The organism is Neorhizobium sp. BT27B, assembly GCF_050455485.1.
In the GTDB taxonomy this organism is placed as follows: Bacteria; Pseudomonadota; Alphaproteobacteria; order Rhizobiales; family Rhizobiaceae; genus Neorhizobium.
In genome coordinates this window covers 473,879-493,008 of the sequence record NZ_JBCIYT010000002.1, presented here as the reverse complement: position 1 = coordinate 493,008, position 19,130 = coordinate 473,879, and the positions used below count along the sequence as shown (strand labels likewise).

The window sequence follows — 19,130 nt, the reverse complement described above, 5'->3', positions numbered from 1 at the left end:
CACGGCAGAGTGGGTATTCGAACACCAGTGGATTTCGTCATTCATATGAATTACAAATACTCCGGAAGGAGATCCCCATGGCAGCGAACGCACTCATTCAGACACGCATTGATGCCGATGTGAAGGATCGCGCTGCGGCAGTTCTTGCCGGCATGGGCCTGACCGTTTCGGATGCGGTAAGAATTCTTCTCACCCGTACGGCGAATGAAGGTGCCATGCCTCTGGAACTCCTCAGCAATAGCGAGGCTTACGACAGCTGGTTTCGAGGCAAGGTCATGGAGGCATTGCAGGACCAACGCCCCGATATCGATGACGAAGAGGTGGAGGCTGTTTTTCGCCAGCGACGGGCAGCTGCACTCCGTAAGGCGGAGCCACACGACCGATGAAACTCGTTTGGGCGCAGTATCACGACAGAAACTTCCGCACGATATCGTCCTCCGGCTCCGAGCCGGTAAACTCGCTCAACAGCCGCTTGGCGATCTGTTTGCCTTCCCCGCTGACGAGTTCGATGCCACGCATGGCACATACCCGAACATGAGCGTTGTAGATGCGGTGCAATTGTTCCGGTGTGTATGTCCTGCCCTCTGTCATGATGGCGACATAGGGCGAAACCGCCTTTGACGCAGGGCATGGTCGGATAACATTTTTGGCAACATCTTCGGCTAGCGGCAAATACAGCCCGGCGAACCCGCCCCCAGAAGGAACGGGTACGTGCGAGCACGCAAAAATGGAAAATCAGGTGCGATCCACGGCAACCGATGGATGTTTACGATCCTGGGTGCCTACAAACGTAGGTGGGCGCCATATGTCCAAGCCCACGGGCCTGGCCAGGGACAGCTCCCTTTGGATCGAGTATGGCCCCAGGGATTGTGGTTCCTGTCGGGAAGCGCAGAACGCAAATGCAATATAGGCGGTCTGCGACGACATCGCCAGTGGCGGAAAGCGATTGCGCGCTGTTTTTATTCAAAGGCGGAAAACGGTCGCCACCGCCCTCGCCTCGCGCAAAACTCAGCCTTCGGCAGGCTCCGGCTGGCGCGACAGAAGTTTTGCAGAAATCGCCTGCAGCCGCGCCGTCAGTTCCTCGACGGCAGACACCATCAGCGCCTCGTTGCGCGCCTTGTCCTCGGCTGCGCCCTCACCGCTTGAACGCAGCGTGGTGATCTCACCCTGCAGGCTGTCGATCTTGCGGTTGAGTTCGTTCAGTTCGTCCATGATCATGATGCCGGCCATCACGGTGATCCTCAGATCGCCGATCTCGCCGAACTGGCTTTTCAGATGCCCGACATACTGGTCGAACCGGCCGGCCAGCATCTCGAGATGCTGTTCCTGGCCTTCTTCGCAGGCCATTCGGTAGGCCTTGCCGTCGATCGTTACCGTGACTTGCGCCATTGATGCTCAATCCCACTCTTTACCGATCGAGCACGGCGCGGATGGTTTCCATCGCCGTGACCAGACGCCGCGACACTTCGCGATTGACCTCTTCGAGCCGGTTGGCACGAAACTCCGACTGGTCGAGTTCCTGTGCCAGTCGCGCCCGATCGGCATGCACGCGGCGCACCTCGCCCTCGACTTCCGCGCCCATGCGTTGCCGCTCGATGCGTGCGTCGATTGCGTTCTCCAGCCCGCCAATGGCGGACTTCAGATCTGATATGGCAAATTCCAACGACTTGTCCGTCGGCATCTTCCGTCTTCCCGGTGCATGCAGGAAAGCGACGAATCGCAAGGTCCTGACTGTCCAACAGATATGAGAGATTATGCACCGGCTCGATGCGGGTCAATAAACCAGTGCCTTTACCAACCCGTCTATGTTGTGGATCGACAAGTTCTTTTAGCATCCGAAAACGACTGCACGACATTGAAGCAGGCTGCGTCGAAATGCGGCACTTGCAGGATTTCGCTATGCCCCCATTTGTTGACTTGCGCGATGCACCTGCTAAGGATCAGGCGCTCCCTTTACAGGGCCCGAAGGGCCTGCTGACCGACACTCGGACGATAGTGGATAAGCCATGACTTCTCGCGAACAAAATGACCGGATGGCAAATGCGATCCGTTTCCTTGCCATGGATGCCGTCGAAAAGGCGAATTCCGGCCACCCGGGCATGCCGATGGGCATGGCCGACGTGGCAACGGTGCTGTTCTCCAAATATCTGAAGTTCGACCCGTTGAAGCCGAACTGGCCTGACCGCGACCGTTTCGTGCTGTCGGCCGGCCACGGCTCGATGCTGCTTTATTCGCTGCTTTATCTAACCGGTTACCCGGACATGACCGTGGAAGACCTCAAGGGCTTCCGCCAGCTCGGCTCCAAGACCGCCGGTCACCCGGAATACGGCCATGCCACCGGCATCGAAACCACCACCGGTCCGCTCGGCCAGGGCATTGCCAATGCCGTCGGTATGGCGATCGCTGAGCGCAAGCTCGCTGACGAATTCGGCTCCGACCTGCAGGATCACTACACCTACGTGATCAACGGCGACGGCTGCCTGATGGAAGGCATTTCCCACGAAGCCATCGCGCTTGCCGGCCACCTGAAGCTCAACAAGCTGGTCCTCTTCTGGGACGACAACTCGATCACCATCGACGGCGCCGTATCGCTGTCGGATTCGACCGACCAGATCGCCCGCTTCAAGGCCGTCAACTGGAACACCATCCAGATCGACGGTCATGATCAGGCAGCGATTGCAGCCGCGATCGAAGAAGCCCACAAGTCCGACCGCCCAACCTTCATCGCCTGCAAGACCGTCATCGGTTTCGGCGCTCCGAACAAGGCCGGCAGCCACAAGGTTCACGGCTCGCCACTCGGCGCCGAAGAAATCGCCGCCACCCGCAAGGCACTGGGCTGGGAATACGAACCCTTCGTCGTTCCCAACGACGTCCTGTCAGAATGGCGCGCCGCCGGCACCCGTTCCGCTGACGCCGTCAAGGCATGGGAAGGCCGTCTCGAAAAGGCAGAAAACAAGGCCGAGTTCTCCCGTCGTTTCGCCGGCGACCTGCCGGAAGGTTTTGACGCCGCGATCCTCGACTACAAGAAGAAGCTGGCCGACACCAAGCCGACCGTTGCCACCCGCAAGGCATCGGAAGACGCGCTTGAAGTCATCAACGGTTTCCTGCCGGAAACCATCGGCGGCTCTGCCGACCTGACCCCGTCCAACAACACCAAGACCAGCCAGATGGTCTCGATCACGCCGTCCGATTTCGCCGGTCGCTACATGCACTGGGGTATTCGCGAACACGGCATGGCATCGGCCATGAACGGTATCGCGCTGCATGGCGGCCTGATCCCTTACGGCGGCGGCTTCATGATCTTTTCCGATTATTGCCGCCCGCCGATCCGCCTTGCCTCGTTGATGGGCATCCGCGTCATCCACGTGCTGACGCATGATTCGATCGGCGTCGGCGAAGACGGCCCGACTCACCAGCCGGTCGAGCAGATGGCATCGCTGCGCGCCATCCCCAACCTGATGATGTTCCGCCCGGCAGATGCGACCGAGACTGCCGAATGCTGGCAGATCGCCGTCTCCACCAAGGATCGTCCGTCGGGTCTGGCGCTCACCCGCCAGAACCTCACCGCCGTTCGCACCGAATATTCGGAAGAGAACCTGTCGGCCAAGGGTGCTTACGTCCTGTCCGGCAAGGCTGACGCCAAGGTGACGATCTTCGCTTCCGGTTCGGAAGTCGAGCTGGCCGTTGCCGCTGCCAAGACGCTTGAGGAAAAGGGCACGTCGGTTCGCGTCGTTTCCGTTCCCTCGACCGACCTGTTCTTCGAACAGCCGGACGCCTACCGCGCCGAAATCCTCGGCAAGTCGCCGGTCAAGATCGCCGTCGAAGCCGGCGTGCGCGACGGCTGGGATGCGTTCATCGGTCCGGAAGGCACGTTTGTCGGCATGAAGGGCTTTGGCGCTTCCGGCCCGGCCAAGGATGTCTTCAAGCACTTTGGCATCACGGCGGATGCCGTCGTCGCTGCCGCGCAAGCCAAAATTTAATTTCGAATGCCGCCCTAAATCAAAAAGGGCGGCATCTCTTCGGCCTATACAAAGGCCCCACCATTCAGGGAGAAAGCTTCATATGACTGTAAAGGTTGCCATTAACGGCTTTGGCCGTATCGGACGTAACGTGCTGCGCGCCATCGTCGAATCCGGCCGCACCGACATCGAAGTCGTTGCCATCAACGACCTCGGCCCGGTTGAAACCAATGCCCATCTTCTGCGCTACGACAGCATCCACGGCAAGTTCCCGGCCGAAGTGAAGGTCGAAGGCGACACCATCACCGTTGCCGGCGGCAAGCCGATCAAGGTCACTGCCGTTCGCGACCCGGCCCAGCTGCCGCATGGCGAACTCGGCGTCGATATCGCGCTCGAATGCACCGGCATCTTCACGAGCCGCGACAAGGCCGCTGCCCACCTGACGGCTGGCGCCAAGCGCGTCATCATCTCGGCGCCTGGCGACAATGCCGACCTGACGGTCGTCTTCGGCGTCAACCACGACCAGCTGACCAAGGACCACCTGGTCATCTCCAACGCTTCGTGCACCACCAACTGCCTGGTGCCGGTGGTCAAGGTTCTCGACGACGCCGTCGGCATCGATCATGGTTTCATGACCACGATCCACTCCTACACGGGTGACCAGCCGACGCTCGACACCATGCATAAGGACCTGTACCGCGCCCGCGCCGCAGCCCTGTCGATGATCCCGACCTCGACCGGCGCCGCCAAGGCCGTCGGCCTGGTTCTGCCGCACCTCAAGGGCCGCCTCGACGGCACCTCGATCCGCGTGCCGACCCCGAACGTTTCGGTCGTCGATTTCAAGTTCGTTGCCAAGAAGGCCACCACGGTTGCCGAAATCAACGACGCCATCAAGGCCGCCTCCAACGGCGCGCTGAAGGGCATTCTCGGTTACACCGAAGAGCCGCTGGTATCGCGCGACTTCAACCACGACAGCCATTCCTCGATCTTCGCGATCGACCAGACCAAGGTGCTCGAAGGCAATTTCGTGCGCATCCTGACCTGGTACGACAACGAATGGGGTTTTTCCAACCGCATGGCCGACACCTCGGTCGCGCTGGCAAAGCTTATCTGATCGAGCGACTTTGGATGACGAAAGGGGCGCGAAAGTGCCCCTTTTTTTATGCGCGGATTGCTGCGTTCCGAAGCGCGTCGATTTGAGAGGAAGCAAGCCCTCCTTCGTGACTATCACATGTGTAGTGTGGCGGTGCAGCGCACTCCCTTCGATCTCCCCCCATGTGGGGGAGATGTCACGATAGTGACAGAGGGGGGTGGCGACGTTGCGGCAAAGGCTGGAAAAGCGGCTGTTGCGCCAGGATTACCCCCCCTCTGCCCTGCCGGGCATCTCCCCCACAAGGAGGGAGATCGGCTGAACGGCACACTCTGCACTCCATATGCGCGTCCCGCTCTTTCGTAGGTCATCCTGCTCATATGCCAAGGCAGACCTCAGCCACCGCCCTCACCCGCACCTCCGCATACCCGCAAGCAGCAACACCACTGCAAAGCGCCGACCATTCACAACCGAGACAGGCCTTTCGCGTCACCCCCTCGGCAAAAGCCTTGCGCATGCGGGCGAGAAGTGCCGGATGCAGATCGATCCGCGCACCCGCCGACACCGTCATGTCCAGCAGCTCGCCGACATCGGCCGCCGCCTGCGCATCGCGCACCCGCACGCTGTCGCGAAAACAATGGGCATCCGGCGCACAGAGCAGCGCCGCACAGACATCGTCCGGCCCGTCGACAACCACGATACCCTCGCCCTCCGACAGCCGGCGGGCGATGCGATCGTAATTGTCGACGAAGGCCGGCGTGTATCCCTTGCCCACATAGGTGAGCAGGCAAAGGAGATGATGCGGACGAAGCCGAACCGTCATGCTGCGGCGCGCGCGCCTTTACGGGCCAGCACATGCAGCACTGCCGCACCCAGCGCGGATTTCAGCGCCGCACCGATCAGGAAGGGCAGCACGCCGAACAGAAACGCCTTTTCCGCGCCGATCATGAAGGCGAGCACGACACCACCGGTGGCAAGGCACAACAGGTTGGCAAACATCATCGCGACGAAGGCGAAAACCGGGCGGTGACCATTCCAGCCCTTTTCCGCCAGAAAGCCCGTCAGCGCTGCGATGATCGGGAAGGAAAACAGATAACCAGAGGTCGGCCCCATGAAGGGAAGCAGACCCGAAGCACCACCCGCCAGAACCGGCATGCCCATTGCAGCCTCGACAAGCCATGCAACAACCGTCGCCGCTCCCAGACGCCAACCATACAGCGCACCGATGAGGGTCACGGCAAAGGTCTGCATGGTGATCGGCACGGGCACCATCGGCACCTCGATATAGGACGACGCCGCCAGAATACCGGTGCCGAGCAGCACTGCCAAACCGCGCCAGACAAGCGAGGCATTCTGCAGATCAAGCGGGCTAAAAGCTGGGCGGGAGGTGTCGGTAGAAACGTAGCTCATATGGATCTCCAAATTATAGATAATTATCATAATCTATAGCTAATGAATCCACAGGTCAGCCGAATTGGCAAGCCGCAAACAATACGGTCAAAAGAACACTTTGAAATAACAACGAAAAATCAGGATTTACGCGGGTTCTTGCCAACCCATTGCACATGCCGCGCCAGGACGGATGCGGCCTGATCGACATCACCGGCCCTGAGCGCCACCAGAATGGCGCGGTGATCGCGATCTGTCGGCGCCTCCCATTCGGCCCGCCAGCCGGAGAACAGCAGACGGGCGCTGGCCATCTGCAAATCATCGATCGCTTTCAGCAGACGCGGCATGCCGCAGGGCGCAAGGATCAGCTTGTGAAACGTCCGGTTCGCTTCTTCCCAGGTCTGCACGTCGGCCGCCTTGTCGCCGGCATGCGTGGCCGCCTCCGCCGCATCGAGAATGGCGCGCGTCAGATGCGGCGCCGCATGGCGCAAGGCCAGCACTTCCAGCGCCGCCCGCATCTCCGCCACTTCCTTAACCTCATCGAGACTGAAGCTTGCCACCCGCACGCCGCGACGCGGCTCACTGACGACAAGCCCCTGCGATTCCAAGAGGCGAAACGCCTCACGCACCGGCACATGGCTGGCACCGAATTCCTCGGCGATATGATCCTGCCGCAGCTTTGCCCCGGCAGCGATCGCGCCGGCGATGATGCGCTCGGCAAGCGTGCGGCTGATGCGGGAAGCAATCGTGTCTGATTTGGCTGTCGTCATGGAATTATAGATAATTCATGCGAGCTTACGCGTCGAGCAATCAATGATTTGCCGCACCCGCTTTCAGGACATTTCCGCACCGGAAACGGCTTTGGAAATACGGTCGCGCATTTTCTCCGTAAAAATCCCCTCATCGCCCTTCTCTTGCCCCTTTTGCCCATGCCTAATCGGTGACTGCCTGATTCCCGCCGGCGCGAGCCGGACCCACGCGCATTGCAAGTTTTTCGTCTATCATCGGACGAAGCCCGGCCCGCTTCTGCGGATGCCGCAACGCAGATGCCATAACCGGAAACCCGACAGTGATGTGAAGACGCGGACATTGGAAAGCGGACAAGGGAACAGACGCAGTGGAGGCATTTTATCTCATCCTGCTGGTCAGCACGGTTCTGGTGCTGGCAGCGGCATTTTCCAGCCTCATCGCCTTCCGCTTCGGCGCGCCGCTTCTGCTCGTTTTCCTGATGATCGGCCTTGCAGCCGGCACCGATGGCCTCGGCATCCATTTCGACAACAACCCGCTCGCCTACATGATCGGCTCGCTCGCCCTGGCGATCATCCTGTTCGACTCAGGCTTTGGCACCTCTGTGCATTCCTTCAGGATCGCCGCCTTGCCGGCTTTGGCACTCGCCTCTGTCGGCGTGGTGCTGACCGCCGTCATTTTTGCCTTCGCCGCCTCGCTTCTGCTCGGCTTCACATGGCTTGAAGGCCTGCTGCTCGGCTCGATCGTCGCCTCCACCGATGCCGCCGCCGTATTCTTCCTCCTGCGCATCGGCGGCATCCATATCCGCGACAAGGTGCGCTCGACGCTCGAAGTGGAATCCGGCACCAACGACCCGATGGCGATTTTCCTCACCCTGTCGTTGGTGCAGGTCGTCAGCCTCGGCAAGGGTTATGACGGCCTGAACGTCGAACTGCTTGCCGAATTCGTGCAGGAAATGGGCCTCGGCCTGATCTTTGGCCTCGCCGGCGGCATGATGATCGTCGCCATCGTCAACCGTTTTGCCGCCGACCGCGGCCTTGCTCCCATCTTCGTGCTCGGCCTTGCGCTGCTCGTCTTCTCCTTCACCGGCACGCTCGGCGGCAGCGGATTTCTGGCTGTTTATGTCGCCGGCATTTTTGCCGGCAGCCGGAAAATCTTTGCCAAGGAGGCGATCCGCCGTTTTCAGGATGGGCTGACATGGCTGGCGCAGATCATCATGTTCCTCGTGCTCGGCCTGCTCGCCACACCCTCGCAATTCGGCGACATCGCTCTGCCGGCGATCGGCCTTGCGCTCTTCCTGATTTTTGTGGCCCGCCCGATCGCCGTCTGGCTGAGCCTTCTGCCCTTCGATTTCACCCAGCAGGAAATCGGCTTTTTCGCATGGGTGGGCCTGCGCGGCGCCGTTTCCATCCTGCTCGCCATCCTGCCTGTGATGGGCGAGGTGCCGCATGGTCAGGTCTATTTCAACACCGCCTTCATCATCGTGCTGGTGTCGCTTCTGGTCCAGGGCTGGACGATCAAGCCGGTTGCCCAGAAACTCGGGCTGATCATTCCGCCGCGTATCGGCGAAGTCGACAAGCTGGAACTCGACCTGCCCGGCCGCGCCAACCACGAACTGATCTCCTACCGCGTGGCGAAGGACAGTGCCGTGTTGCGCGGCGAGCGCATTCCCCGCTGGGCCACCCCCTCGCTAGTCATCCGCGACGGCCGCAGCATGCGTTATCAATATGCCGGCCGGCTGAAGGAAAACGACCAGCTCTACATGTTCATCGCGCCGGGTTATTCGCGCCTGCTTGACCGGCTGTTTGCCAGCCGCCTGCCGGTGGAAGAGGATGACGCCGACTTCTTTGGCGCCTTTGCCATCTCGCCGTCACGTCCGGCAAAGGAACTCGACGCCGCCTACGGCCCCGGCCTGATCACCGCCGCCGAACAGGGCATGACGGTGTCCGAACTCATCCTCAACCGCCTGAGCGGCCACGCCGAATATGCCGACCGCGTGCGGCTCGGCTCGATCATCCTGATCGTGCGCGATCTCGATGAACAGAACCATATCAGCGGCGTGGGCATATCGCTGGAACCGGTGGAGCCGGCAACCGTCCTGCCGATCTTCATCAACATGCGCGAAATCGCCCACCGGATCAGGGATGCGCTGCGACGGTATAGGGCACGGGCAAGGGAAAAGACGGCGACGGGGGAGTGAAGGCTGGACTGCGTTAGCCGGCCGGGGCGATCAACGTAAGGGTTGGGAAATAGGTGCGGTAGCGACCGATATCGCGTGTCAGCACTGGCAATCTCTCAACCGCCGCATGGGCACCGATCAGGAAATCAGGAAGAACACCGGTGCGAGAGCCGCCTGCACGGCGGTACCGCGTAAAAACCTTCCCGGCCAGAAACAGCGCCGCGCGCGGAATCGGCCTGATGATCAATTGTGCACTTTCGAGAAAAGCATCGAGATCCTCGATACGCTCGTAACGAACAGCGAGTTCGGCATAAACGATGTCGTTGATCAGCAGCGGACCGACAAGACTGGCCGCTTCCAGCTGTCCGATCGACCAATCTGCCCAAACGCGATCATCGGTCACAAGATCCAGCAAAACATTGGTGTCTATGAGCGTCACGATTCACCGCGGGTCAGCGCCATGATCGCATCGGTATCAAGCCCCTCGCCCGCGTGTCCGCGCAAGCTCTCAAAACGGCTGACGGGCTTTTCCCTGCCTTCCGTTTTCAGGACGACGCTACCATCGGCGGTTCTCTGAAAATCGACCTTGCTTCCGGGCACGATGCCGAGCAGTTCGCGCACCGCTTTCGGGATCGTTACCTGCCCTTTTGCCGTGACCGTCGTGCTCATGCTTGTCACTCCGTAATACCAACTGAAAAACAGGTATTACTTTTGGTTTCGGCTTTCAAGCTTGATGAAGTCAGTCAGAAACCTCACCCAGCCCGCCAGGTATTCTTCCCCGCCGCCTTGGCGCGGTAAAGCCCGCCATCGGCGCGAGCGAGCGGTTCCTTCAGGCCCGCGGGCCAGTTCGGATACCAGACGGTGCCGATGCTGCTGCCCACCTTCACCTCGCCATAGCTGATGATCATGGTCACACCCATCAGCTCGATGATGCGGCTGCTGATGGCATCCATCAGCGGCTCGTCGGCATCCACCAGCACCACCACGAATTCGTCGCCGCCGGTGCGGCAGATGAGGTCGGTGTCGCGCACCGCCGCACGCAGGCGCCGCGCCGTCTCAATGAGAACCTCGTCGCCGGCATCGTGGCCATACCGGTCGTTTACCAGCTTGAAGCCGTCAAGATCGACGGCCAGCACGCCGCAGCCATGGCTGGCGCGGCCAAGCGCGAACGCGGCCTCCAGCCCACGGCGGTTCAACAGCCCGGTCAGGCTGTCGCGATTGGCCTGCTCCTGCGTCTGCCGCAACTGCTCGCGTTCCCGCGAGATGTCGAAGGCGACGCCCATGATCTTGATCGGCCGCTCCTCTTCATCACGCAGGAGTTTGCGCTCGCAGCGCATCCAGCGTTCGCCGGTCACGGTCTGCAGACGGTATTCCGCCGTTTCGCGGTCGGTCTCGCCGGCCACCAGCCGCTCGAACCCTGCGCCAGAGCGATCTTCCGGGTCCATGCGCTGGATATAACCGGAAAGATCGAACGGCACAGGTCCCGGCCCGACGATGAATGTTTTCAAACCATCGGAAATGCGGAAATCATTCTGGCCGATATCGAACTGCCAGAATCCGCCGCTGACGGCGTCCATCGCGACCGCCAGCTGAGCGTTGATTTCGCTCATCGCCCGCTGCGCCTGTTTCTGCTCCGTCAGATCGACGATCTGCGAGATGAACCGCACGATCTCGCCGGCATCGTTGCGCATGGCGGTAACGGACAGGTTGGTTTCGGTAATGCCGCCATCGGGCCGCAAATAACGTTTGTCGATCTTGTAGCTGTCGCGATGGCCGGCCAGAACCTGCCGGAACAGGAAAAGGTCGGCATCGATATCGTCGGGATGGGTGATGTCACCGAAACCGATGCCGGTAATATCCGCAACGCTGCGGCCGAGCATCTCGGCAAAACTTCGGTTGGCGCGCAGGATGATGCCGGCAGTATCGACCAGCGCCAAGCCGATCGGCGAGTGCTGGAAGGCACCTTCAAACAATGCCTGGCTTTCGGCGACACGCTGGTGCAGGTCCACCTGCCGGCCGAGATCGGCCACATGCGCGAGCACACCACGCACCTTGCCGTCGGGGTCGAAATCCGGAACGTATTGCGCCTGCACACGGCGCTTTTTCCCGCGTGACATCAGGTCGTATTCGAAGGAGACGGCTGTGCCTTTCTGGGCGGCTTCCAGCCGGTCGCGAATGGCACCGTAGTTTTCAGGTCCCACCACTTCGCGCGCATGTTTGCCGATCACCGTTTGCGGGTCGATATTGCGCCAGTCGGCATAGGTCTTGTTGATGTAGAGAAGACGCAGGTCGGCATCCATGTAGCCGATCAGCGCGGGAAGGATATCGAGAAGACGGCGATCGTCGAACTCACCGGCAACCGTTCCGACCGGCGCTGCATCGCCGGCTGTATCCTTCTGATTTGACCGACCGGCCATTAATACCTCGCTTGGCGCGCCTTGCCTTGTGAACCGTCGTCCTGCACAGCGACTGCTGCACCATTCCGATCCGGCCCGCACTTGCGCCATCCACCCCATTACACACCGGTTTCATGGGAATTCCGTTAACGGCCCTGTGCGACAAAAATGCACATCCCGCATACACGGCAGATTGTCGGCGCTCGCGCGTGATTTTACGCTGCCGAAGCTGGCACCGGCTTGACCTGGCTCCTTGCGTCCGTCTCCAAGGATAGTATGGTCCGCGTCGAAATTCCAACCCGTAAACATATGGATTGACGATATGGCGGCCTTCAAGACTCTCGACGACCTCTCCGACATCGCAGGAAAACGCGTTCTTGTGCGCGTCGACCTCAACGTGCCGATGGCAGACGGCAAGGTCAGCGACAAGACCCGTATCGAGCGCGTCGCGCCGACCATTCTGGAACTGTCGAAAAAGGGCGCCAAGGTCATTCTGCTCGCCCATTTCGGCCGCCCGAAAGGTGAGCCGGTTGCCGACATGTCGCTGTCGCTGATCGTTTCCGCCGTCAATGAAGTGCTGGGCGACAAGATCCTGTTTGGCGCCGATTGCATCGGCCCGGATGCCGCAGACGCCGTCTCCTCGATGAAGGACGGCGATATCCTGCTTCTGGAAAACACCCGCTTCCACAAGGGCGAGGAAAAGAACGATCCCCTCTTCACCGAGGAACTGGCCAAGAACGGCGACATCTTTGTCAACGACGCGTTTTCCGCCGCCCACCGCGCCCATGCCTCCACCGAAGGCCTCGCCCGCCACCTGCCCGCTTATGCCGGCCGCACCATGCAGGCCGAGCTTGAAGCGCTGCAGGCCGGCCTCGGAACGCCGGTGCGCCCGACTGTCGCCATCGTTGGCGGCGCCAAGGTTTCCACCAAGATCGACCTGTTGCAGAACCTCGTGAAGAAGGTCGATTGCCTCGTCATCGGCGGCGGCATGGCCAACACCTTCATCGCCGCGAAAGGCATCGATGTCGGCAAGTCGCTGTGCGAACATGATCTCGGCGAAACCGCAAAGGCGATCATGGCGGAAGCCGAATCTGCTGGCTGCGCCATCGTGCTGCCGGTCGATGTCGTCGTCGCCCGCGAGTTCAAGGCCCATGCCGCCAATGAAACGGTCGCCATCGACGCCATCCCGGCCGATGCCATGGCCCTCGACGTCGGCCCGAAGACGGTGGAAGCCATCAGTGAATGGATCGGCAAGGCCAAGACGCTGGTCTGGAACGGCCCGCTCGGCGCCTTCGAAATCGCCCCCTTCGACACCGCGACCGTCGCGGCCGCCAAGTTCGCGGCAACCCGCACCAAGGCCGGCGAACTGACATCGGTTGCCGGTGGCGGTGATACCGTGGCCGCCCTGAACCATGCGGGCGTGGCAGACGATTTCACTTACGTGTCCACAGCCGGTGGCGCATTCCTGGAATGGATGGAAGGCAAGGTCTTACCCGGCGTCGAAGTCCTCAAGAAGGCCTGAGCCCAAGACTGGCGCAAACGCCATCATGATGGGCGGATGTTCGCAGCCATAGCGAGCAGGAGAGCGGCTAAAATAGGCTGCTCTCCTTTTTTAACAAGCACATTCAAAAATTTTAGATATTTTAAACGATTGAAATAATTTTAATCGTTTCAAACAATTAGCTCCCTGTTTTTCCTGCCCTATTCTTCTGTTATGGCCGAAATATCAGCTTTTATCAGCCCCGGGAGACTAAGATGACCGAACGCCTCGAAGACATTGCCGTACAGATGGTTGCAAACGGCAAAGGCCTCCTGGCCGCCGACGAAAGCACATCGACGATCAAGAAGCGTTTTGACTCGATCAACCTTGAGTCGACCGAGACCAGCCGCCGCGATTACCGCGAAATGCTGTTTCGCACCGATGCGGCCATGAAGAACTGCATCTCCGGCGTCATCCTTTACGAAGAAACGCTGTTCCAGAAAGCAGCCGATGGCACGCCGTTCGTTGACCTGATCAAGGCTGCCGGCTCCCTGCCGGGCATCAAGGTCGATATCGGCGCCAAGCCGATGGCCGCGCATCCGGGCGAAACCATCACCGAAGGTCTTGATGGCCTGCGCGAACGCCTTGCAAACTATTACAAGGCCGGCGCACGCTTTGCCAAATGGCGCGGCGTCATCGCCATCAACACGGCTGAAAACCTTCCGACGCTGAGCTCGGTCAAGGCCAATTCGCAAGCGCTCGCCCGTTACGCGGCTCTCTGCCAGGAAGCCGGCATCGTGCCGATCGTTGAGCCGGAAGTGCTGATGGACGGCAAGCCGGGCAATCACTCGATCGACACCTGTGCCGCCGTGACCGAAAACGTGCTGCGCATCGTCTTCAACGATCTTTATGACGCCCGCGTCAATCTCGAAGGCATGATCCTCAAGCCGAACATGATCATCGACGGCAAGAATGCCCGCAAGGCGTCGGTCGAGGAAGTGGCCGAAAAGACCGTCAAGGTTCTGAAGGCCACCGTGCCGTCGGCCGTGCCGGGCATCGCCTTCCTGTCGGGCGGCCAGTCCACCGAAGAGGCGACTGCGCATCTGTCGGCCATGGTCGCCGGTTACGACATGCCTTGGGCTCTGACCTATTCCTACGGCCGCGCGCTGCAGGAAACGGCACTGAAGGCCTGGGGCGGCAAGTCTGAAAACGTCGCAGCCGGCCAACGCGCCTTCCAGCACCGCGCCGAGATGAACACGCTTGCCGCCAAGGGCACGTGGAAGCTCGACCTCGAAAAGGCAGCGTAAGCCCAAAAGTTTCCCGGGAGAGGAAAATGGCATGGAAGCCGCCCGGCAACGGGCGGCTTTCGTGTGTTTTGGGGAGAGCGGCGCGCCAGCCTGCCCGGCGCGCTTTCAGCCGATCACCACTTGTATGTCAGGCTACCGACGATCGTGCGGCCTTCGCCATAGAAGCAGCCGAAATTGCAGCTTGCGGCATAACGCTTGTCGGCGAGGTTCTGCACGGTCAGCGAAGCCTTGATGTTTTCCTTCTCGAAGGAAACAGAAGCATCGAAGACGGTCGTATCCGACAGCTTGATCGAATTGGTGTTGTTGCCATAACGCTCGCCAATGTAACGCGCGCCGGCACCCAGTTTCAGACCTTCGAGCGCCGTATCCTGCGGGAACGTATAACCCACCCAAAGCGCTGCCGAATGCTCGGGGATATTCGCCAGCTGGTTGCCCGTGGTCAGAACGGATGTAGAGGTAACGCTATCGAACTCGAAACCACCGGTGGTGATCTGGCTGTCGCTGTAGGTGTAGCTCGCAAGCAGATCCAGCCCTTCTGCAAGGCTGGTCGTGGCTTCAAGCTCGAAGCCACGCGATTCCGCCTCGCCGACCTGCTGCGTGACGCGAGCCCCGCTTGCGTCACGCACGGTGCCGGTGATGTTGGTCTTCGTCAACTGATAGACACTGGCGGTCAACATGCTGTTCCAACCCTCGGGCTGAAACTTGAGACCGGCCTCGATCATCTCGCCTTCAGAAGCAGCGAGCAACTCGCCGGTTGTCGTGTTGGCACCGGGCTGCGGGTTGAACGAGGTCGAATAGCTGATGTAAGGCGCCAGACCGTTATCAAAGAGATAGAGTGCTGCTGCACGGCCGGTCAGCGCGTGGTCCTTGTTTCGCGTGATCGTCGTCGTGTTTCGTCCGCCATCGAAAACATTACCCCGGATGTCCGACCAGTCCTGACGAAGACCAAATGTCAGGCGAAGCCTGTCGACCGCAATCTGATCCTGCGCGTAGATGCCGACCTGTTGCAGGCGATGGTCCATGTAATCAGTCAGCGCCACATTGTAATTCAATGGCGAGCCGTAGACCGGATTGAAGACGTCGATCGAGCCGACGCTATCGAACAGCGATGACCGGTCCTGAGTATAATAACGGTAATCAAGGCCGAAGATCGCCGTGTGCTCAAGCGCACCGGTTTCGAATTTTGCCTCGATCTGGTTGTCGATGCCAAAGCTGTCGGTGTTTTCCGACTGGACGCTCACGCCGCGATTGACCGTGCGCATATCGGCACCCAGCGACGAATAGTAGAGGTTGTTGAAATCGGCATCGAACGACAGGTACTGCGCGTTCTGGCGGAACTCGAAGGTTTCGTTGAAACGATGCTTGAACTCATACCCCACCGTCGCCAGCAGGCTCTTGTTGTCGTTGAAATCGGGCTCGCCGATGTAACGGTTGACCGGAATGATACCGTTCGGGTTGAAATCCAGCGTGCCGGCCTGTGGCAGGCCGAGCGGCGACGTACCGGTGTCCCGCTGCAGCGAGCCAAGAAGCGTCAGCGATGTATCCTCGTCCGGTGCCCAGGTGATGGAAGGCGCGAGATACAGGCGGTCATCGCTGGTGAAATCCTGCTGGCCATCGGCAAGGCGGCCGAGCGCAGTGATGCGATAGGAAACGACGTCGTCATGCACATCGCCGGCATCCAGCTTGATCTGGTAGCGGTTGTTGCTGCCGAACTCCACGCCGACCTCGCCGAACTTTTCGAAGGTCGGGCGTTTGGCAACCAGGTTGATTAGACCGCCCGGTTCACCCTGACCGTAAAGCACCGAAGCCGGCCCCTTGATGACTTCGATGCGTTCCTGGCCGTAAGGCTCGAAGGACAGCGCGCCAAAATCGCGGATGAAGCGGAAGGAGTTGATGTAGATGCTGTCTACCGCTTCAAAGCCACGCATGAGCGGATTGAAATAGCGCGTGTCATTGCCGAAAGGCGCGGCGACGACACCCGCCGTATAGCCCAGCGCTTCGCCCAGATTCTGCACGCCGCGATCTTCAAGCTGCTGCGTGGTGATCACGGAAATTGACTGCGGCGTTTCGATCAACGGCGTCGTCGTTTTGGTGCCGGCTGTGCTCTGCGTCGCGACGTATCCCTTCACAGGACCTGTTGCGGCAGCACTTTTTTCGCGAACGGATGTGCCCGCCGTGCCTTGAACCTCGATCGTTTCAAGAACAGTTCCCTGCTGATCCTGTGCCCGCGCTGCGGCGACAAGGACGAGAGAAGAAACGGAAATGCCAAGAAAAACCTTAAAAGAAAGCGATCGTGCCATGAACAAATAAACCCCACCTGATCAAACTGGGGCCCTTATGTCAGCCTAAAGTCGACAAGAAAACTCCTGTTTCCTTACCGTTTCTGTACAGGGGTTAGCTCTCTCATCGATTGTGGCGGAAGCGCCACAATTTTAGGCAGCCGACAGAATGCTCGACGTGGCTTTACGTAAAATCCCGCAACAGCAACGTCACCGCCCACAACACAAATGCAAGCACCGCCAGTTTCCAGAAATCGGCGCGGCGCTTCAGCCCCGGAAGGCCGAGCGGTTTGATGACCTGCACCACCATGGCGGCCAGCAGCAGCAGTCCGATAATCTTTGTCATGCGGATCCGGCGTGTTTCTTATGTGTCCGCCACAGGCTGGACATTTTTTAGATCGACCACAGATAGGCTGAGGCGGCGGGATTCGGAACGAATTTTTTCATAACTCTCATCCTATAGTCCGGCGGCCTTCCATTCGCTGCTCGATCACCGTTCAAGGTCGGGCGTGCTGACACACGAAATTACGGTCGAACATACGCATGAGACGCAATCTTCTGCCTGTCCTCGCCCTTCTCTCCGGCACGCTTTTCCTCTTTCTCGGCAATGGCCTGCAAGGTCTTCTGCTGCCGCTGCGCGGCTCTCTGGAAGGCTATTCCAACGAAGCGCTCGGCTTTCTCGGCACGTCCTGGGCCGCCGGTTTTGTGATCGGCTGTTTCGTGGCGCCGAATGTGGTGCGCCGCATCGGCCATGTGCGGGCCTTTTCCGGTTTTCTCGGCCTCATCTGCCTCAACGTGCTGCTGACCGGCATCATGGTCGATCAGACCGCATGGCTGACCCTGCGCGCCATTACCGGCTTCTGCACTGCCGGCACCTCGATGATCATCGAAAGCTGGCTGAACGAGCGCGCCACCAATGAGAGCCGCGGCGCGATCTTTTCCTTCTATATCGCCATCACCCTGTTCGGCGTGGTCGGCGGCCAGATGATGGTGATGTTCGCCGATGTCTCGACGCCGCTTCTGTTCATGCTCTGCGGCATTCTTTACTGCGTGGCGCAGCTGCCGACCACGCTGTCCAAGGCCGCCTCGCCGCAACCGCTCAAACGCGTGCGGCTGGATCTGCCCGATCTCTACAGCCACTCGCCCATCGCCTTTATCGGCATCCTGCTGATCGGCATCGCCAACGGCGCCTATGGCACGCTCGGCGCCGTGTTCGGCGCCCGCGCCGGACTGGATCAGACCTCGATCGCCACCATGGTATCGATCACCATCTTTGCCGGCGCCATCATTCAGTTTCCGGCCGGCCGCCTGTCCGACCGCATGGACCGCCGTTATGTTCTGGCTGGCCTTTCGGCCGCCGCCGCATTTGCCGCTCTGATCATGCTGCTGGTGCAGCCGACCAATGTCACCGCCATCATCATCATCGTCGCCGTCTATGGCGCCATGGCCAACGCGCTTTATCCGATCGCGGTCGCCCATGCCAACGACTTCGCCGCGCCCGAAGACTTCGTGAAGGTTTCCGGCGGCCTGCTGCTGCTTTACGGTATCGGCACGATCATCGGCCCGACACTGGGCGGTTCGGTCATGACGGTACTCGGCCCGCACGCGCTGTTTGCCGTCACCGCCGGCGCGCATATACTGATTACCGTCTACGCGATCATCCGCAGCCGCATCCGCGCAGCCATACCGGCGGACGAGCGCGACAACTATACGACCGCGCCTGCCGGCAGCGCCCTTCTCGGCACACCGGAAGGTCTGGCGCTCGATCCGCGCGCCAATACCGAAACGGACACGGCGACCGGTGAAAGCGCGGAGGAGCAGCGCCGCACCACGGCCTGATTGTTTGGCGAACGCAGATGACGACGAGGTCAATACGGGAGGAAACCATGACCTTTCTTGACGACGACCGTCCGAAAAAACCTGTTGCCCATGAAATCGGCCAGGATCTCTCCACCCTGTCGGTCGATGAACTCGACAAGCGGGTCACTTTGCTGCGCGAGGAGATCGCAAGGCTGGAGGCGGAGAAGGCGACGAAGGCATCCGGCAAGGCAGCTGCGGAAAACCTGTTCCGATCCTGAAGCAGAGTGACTGCCAGATCACAGAACAATGGATAAAAACAACATCAAATGCTGCGGCTTTAACCGAACATTAAGCATTATAATTCATTACTGTGCACATCCAGTTCTTCTGGTGTCAGGCAGTTTTTACCAACCGGTGAAGTGGTCTGATTTTCTCCCTGTTTTACCTTGAGAGCCGCCTTTGCGGCTCTTTTTTTTGGGTTTGCGCACCTATCCTGTGGGAATT

18 protein-coding genes and 1 other RNA gene are annotated in these 19,130 nt (G+C 60.1%); 8 read left to right on the top strand and 11 right to left on the bottom strand.

Annotated elements, in window-relative coordinates:
• Positions 1 to 77: 77 nt before the first annotated feature.
• Complete coding sequence (locus AAIH70_RS07830) at positions 78 to 386, top strand: type II toxin-antitoxin system RelB/DinJ family antitoxin (protein WP_132271617.1); 309 nt, start codon at positions 78 to 80, stop codon at positions 384 to 386.
• 353 nt (positions 387 to 739) lie between these two features.
• Here AAIH70_RS07830 and ssrS read toward each other — a convergent pair.
• The 3 genes from ssrS to AAIH70_RS07815 all read right to left on the bottom strand — a co-directional run bounded on the left by ssrS (position 740) and on the right by AAIH70_RS07815 (position 1,681).
• A non-coding RNA gene (gene ssrS, locus AAIH70_RS07825) (6S RNA) lies at positions 740 to 898 on the bottom strand.
• A 110-nt stretch (positions 899 to 1,008) separates the two neighbouring features.
• Positions 1,009 to 1,389 (bottom strand): cell division protein ZapA, encoded by a 381-nt coding sequence (locus AAIH70_RS07820; protein ID WP_132271616.1) that lies wholly within the window; start codon positions 1,387 to 1,389, stop codon positions 1,009 to 1,011.
• A gap of 19 nt (positions 1,390 to 1,408) precedes the next feature.
• A complete protein-coding gene (locus AAIH70_RS07815) occupies positions 1,409 to 1,681 on the bottom strand; it encodes a DUF4164 domain-containing protein (RefSeq protein WP_132271615.1) in 273 nt (90 codons plus the stop codon).
• Between the two features lie 325 nt (positions 1,682 to 2,006).
• Here AAIH70_RS07815 and tkt point away from each other — a divergent pair, with 325 nt between their 5' ends.
• A complete protein-coding gene (gene tkt / locus AAIH70_RS07810; RefSeq protein WP_132271614.1) occupies positions 2,007 to 3,980 on the top strand; it encodes a transketolase in 1,974 nt (657 codons plus the stop codon).
• Positions 3,981 to 4,062: 82 nt separating this feature from the next.
• The gene (gap, locus tag AAIH70_RS07805) at positions 4,063 to 5,073 is read left to right on the top strand and encodes a type I glyceraldehyde-3-phosphate dehydrogenase (protein ID WP_132271613.1); all 1,011 of its coding nucleotides are present in this window, start codon (positions 4,063 to 4,065) and stop codon (positions 5,071 to 5,073) included.
• 352 nt (positions 5,074 to 5,425) lie between these two features.
• On the opposite strand, the gene AAIH70_RS07800 is transcribed toward gap, so the two are convergent.
• From AAIH70_RS07800 to AAIH70_RS07790, 3 genes are all read right to left on the bottom strand, one after another.
• On the bottom strand, positions 5,426 to 5,872 hold the full coding sequence (locus tag AAIH70_RS07800) for a DUF1284 domain-containing protein (RefSeq protein ID WP_132271612.1): 447 nt from the start codon (positions 5,870 to 5,872) through the stop codon (positions 5,426 to 5,428).
• Positions 5,869 to 6,459: a biotin transporter BioY gene (locus tag AAIH70_RS07795; RefSeq protein WP_132271611.1), complete on the bottom strand. Its 591-nt coding sequence runs from the start codon at positions 6,457 to 6,459 to the stop codon at positions 5,869 to 5,871. Before AAIH70_RS07795 ends, AAIH70_RS07800 begins: the two co-directional genes overlap by 4 nt.
• A 119-nt stretch (positions 6,460 to 6,578) precedes the next feature.
• A complete protein-coding gene (locus tag AAIH70_RS07790) occupies positions 6,579 to 7,208 on the bottom strand; it encodes a GntR family transcriptional regulator (protein WP_132271610.1) in 630 nt (209 codons plus the stop codon).
• Positions 7,209 to 7,555: 347 nt separating this feature from the next.
• Between AAIH70_RS07790 and AAIH70_RS07785 the strand changes: the two genes are divergently transcribed.
• On the top strand, positions 7,556 to 9,385 hold the full coding sequence (locus AAIH70_RS07785) for a potassium/proton antiporter (protein ID WP_132271609.1): 1,830 nt from the start codon (positions 7,556 to 7,558) through the stop codon (positions 9,383 to 9,385).
• A gap of 13 nt (positions 9,386 to 9,398) precedes the next feature.
• On the opposite strand, the gene AAIH70_RS07780 is transcribed toward AAIH70_RS07785, so the two are convergent.
• From AAIH70_RS07780 to AAIH70_RS07770, 3 genes are all read right to left on the bottom strand, one after another.
• Positions 9,399 to 9,803 (bottom strand): type II toxin-antitoxin system VapC family toxin, encoded by a 405-nt coding sequence (locus tag AAIH70_RS07780; protein ID WP_132271608.1) that lies wholly within the window; start codon positions 9,801 to 9,803, stop codon positions 9,399 to 9,401.
• Complete coding sequence (locus AAIH70_RS07775; protein ID WP_132271607.1) at positions 9,800 to 10,033, bottom strand: AbrB/MazE/SpoVT family DNA-binding domain-containing protein; 234 nt, start codon at positions 10,031 to 10,033, stop codon at positions 9,800 to 9,802. Before AAIH70_RS07775 ends, AAIH70_RS07780 begins: the two co-directional genes overlap by 4 nt.
• A gap of 83 nt (positions 10,034 to 10,116) precedes the next feature.
• Positions 10,117 to 11,781, bottom strand: coding sequence for a GGDEF and EAL domain-containing protein (locus AAIH70_RS07770; RefSeq protein ID WP_165931923.1), 1,665 nt, complete (start codon positions 11,779 to 11,781; stop codon positions 10,117 to 10,119).
• Positions 11,782 to 12,082: 301 nt separating this feature from the next.
• On the opposite strand from AAIH70_RS07770, the gene AAIH70_RS07765 reads away from it, so the two are divergent.
• Both AAIH70_RS07765 and AAIH70_RS07760 read left to right on the top strand, forming a co-directional pair.
• Entirely contained in the window at positions 12,083 to 13,282 is a 1,200-nt protein-coding gene (locus AAIH70_RS07765; RefSeq protein ID WP_132271605.1) for a phosphoglycerate kinase, read from the top strand.
• Positions 13,283 to 13,515: 233 nt separating this feature from the next.
• Positions 13,516 to 14,547, top strand: a complete 1,032-nt coding sequence (locus AAIH70_RS07760; protein WP_132271604.1) for a class I fructose-bisphosphate aldolase — start codon at positions 13,516 to 13,518, stop codon at positions 14,545 to 14,547.
• 113 nt (positions 14,548 to 14,660) lie between these two features.
• Here AAIH70_RS07760 and AAIH70_RS07755 read toward each other — a convergent pair whose 3' ends face one another.
• On the bottom strand, positions 14,661 to 16,847 hold the full coding sequence (locus tag AAIH70_RS07755) for a TonB-dependent siderophore receptor (protein ID WP_132271603.1): 2,187 nt from the start codon (positions 16,845 to 16,847) through the stop codon (positions 14,661 to 14,663).
• A gap of 163 nt (positions 16,848 to 17,010) precedes the next feature.
• Positions 17,011 to 17,172 carry a hypothetical protein gene (locus AAIH70_RS07750; protein ID WP_165931922.1) on the bottom strand — a complete coding sequence of 54 codons (162 nt, stop codon included), beginning with the start codon at positions 17,170 to 17,172 and terminating at the stop codon, positions 17,011 to 17,013.
• Positions 17,173 to 17,369: 197 nt separating this feature from the next.
• Between AAIH70_RS07750 and AAIH70_RS07745 the strand changes: the two genes are divergently transcribed.
• Both AAIH70_RS07745 and AAIH70_RS07740 read left to right on the top strand, forming a co-directional pair.
• Positions 17,370 to 18,665 carry an MFS transporter gene (locus tag AAIH70_RS07745; RefSeq protein ID WP_132271602.1) on the top strand — a complete coding sequence of 432 codons (1,296 nt, stop codon included), beginning with the start codon at positions 17,370 to 17,372 and terminating at the stop codon, positions 18,663 to 18,665.
• Between the two features lie 47 nt (positions 18,666 to 18,712).
• Positions 18,713 to 18,904, top strand: a complete 192-nt coding sequence (locus AAIH70_RS07740) for a DUF1192 domain-containing protein (protein WP_132271601.1) — start codon at positions 18,713 to 18,715, stop codon at positions 18,902 to 18,904.
• Positions 18,905 to 19,130 lie beyond the last annotated feature (226 nt).

What these genes read in the sequence shown, in the direction of transcription:
- AAIH70_RS07755 (WP_132271603.1), bottom strand. Translation starts at nt 16,847, where the DNA reads ATGGCACGATCGCTTTCTTTTAAGGTTTTTCTTGGCATTTCCGTTTCT.
- AAIH70_RS07745 (WP_132271602.1), top strand. Translation starts at nt 17,370, where the DNA reads ATGAGACGCAATCTTCTGCCTGTCCTCGCCCTTCTCTCCGGCACGCTT.
- AAIH70_RS07775 (WP_132271607.1), bottom strand. Translation starts at nt 10,033, where the DNA reads ATGAGCACGACGGTCACGGCAAAAGGGCAGGTAACGATCCCGAAAGCG.
- AAIH70_RS07820 (WP_132271616.1), bottom strand. Translation starts at nt 1,389, where the DNA reads ATGGCGCAAGTCACGGTAACGATCGACGGCAAGGCCTACCGAATGGCC.
- AAIH70_RS07770 (WP_165931923.1), bottom strand. Translation starts at nt 11,781, where the DNA reads ATGGCCGGTCGGTCAAATCAGAAGGATACAGCCGGCGATGCAGCGCCG.
- AAIH70_RS07830 (WP_132271617.1), top strand. Translation starts at nt 78, where the DNA reads ATGGCAGCGAACGCACTCATTCAGACACGCATTGATGCCGATGTGAAG.
- gap (WP_132271613.1), top strand. Translation starts at nt 4,063, where the DNA reads ATGACTGTAAAGGTTGCCATTAACGGCTTTGGCCGTATCGGACGTAAC.
- AAIH70_RS07790 (WP_132271610.1), bottom strand. Translation starts at nt 7,208, where the DNA reads ATGACGACAGCCAAATCAGACACGATTGCTTCCCGCATCAGCCGCACG.
- AAIH70_RS07740 (WP_132271601.1), top strand. Translation starts at nt 18,713, where the DNA reads ATGACCTTTCTTGACGACGACCGTCCGAAAAAACCTGTTGCCCATGAA.
- AAIH70_RS07800 (WP_132271612.1), bottom strand. Translation starts at nt 5,872, where the DNA reads ATGACGGTTCGGCTTCGTCCGCATCATCTCCTTTGCCTGCTCACCTAT.
- AAIH70_RS07795 (WP_132271611.1), bottom strand. Translation starts at nt 6,459, where the DNA reads ATGAGCTACGTTTCTACCGACACCTCCCGCCCAGCTTTTAGCCCGCTT.
- AAIH70_RS07765 (WP_132271605.1), top strand. Translation starts at nt 12,083, where the DNA reads ATGGCGGCCTTCAAGACTCTCGACGACCTCTCCGACATCGCAGGAAAA.
- AAIH70_RS07750 (WP_165931922.1), bottom strand. Translation starts at nt 17,172, where the DNA reads ATGACAAAGATTATCGGACTGCTGCTGCTGGCCGCCATGGTGGTGCAG.
- AAIH70_RS07815 (WP_132271615.1), bottom strand. Translation starts at nt 1,681, where the DNA reads ATGCCGACGGACAAGTCGTTGGAATTTGCCATATCAGATCTGAAGTCC.
- AAIH70_RS07760 (WP_132271604.1), top strand. Translation starts at nt 13,516, where the DNA reads ATGACCGAACGCCTCGAAGACATTGCCGTACAGATGGTTGCAAACGGC.
- tkt (WP_132271614.1), top strand. Translation starts at nt 2,007, where the DNA reads ATGACTTCTCGCGAACAAAATGACCGGATGGCAAATGCGATCCGTTTC.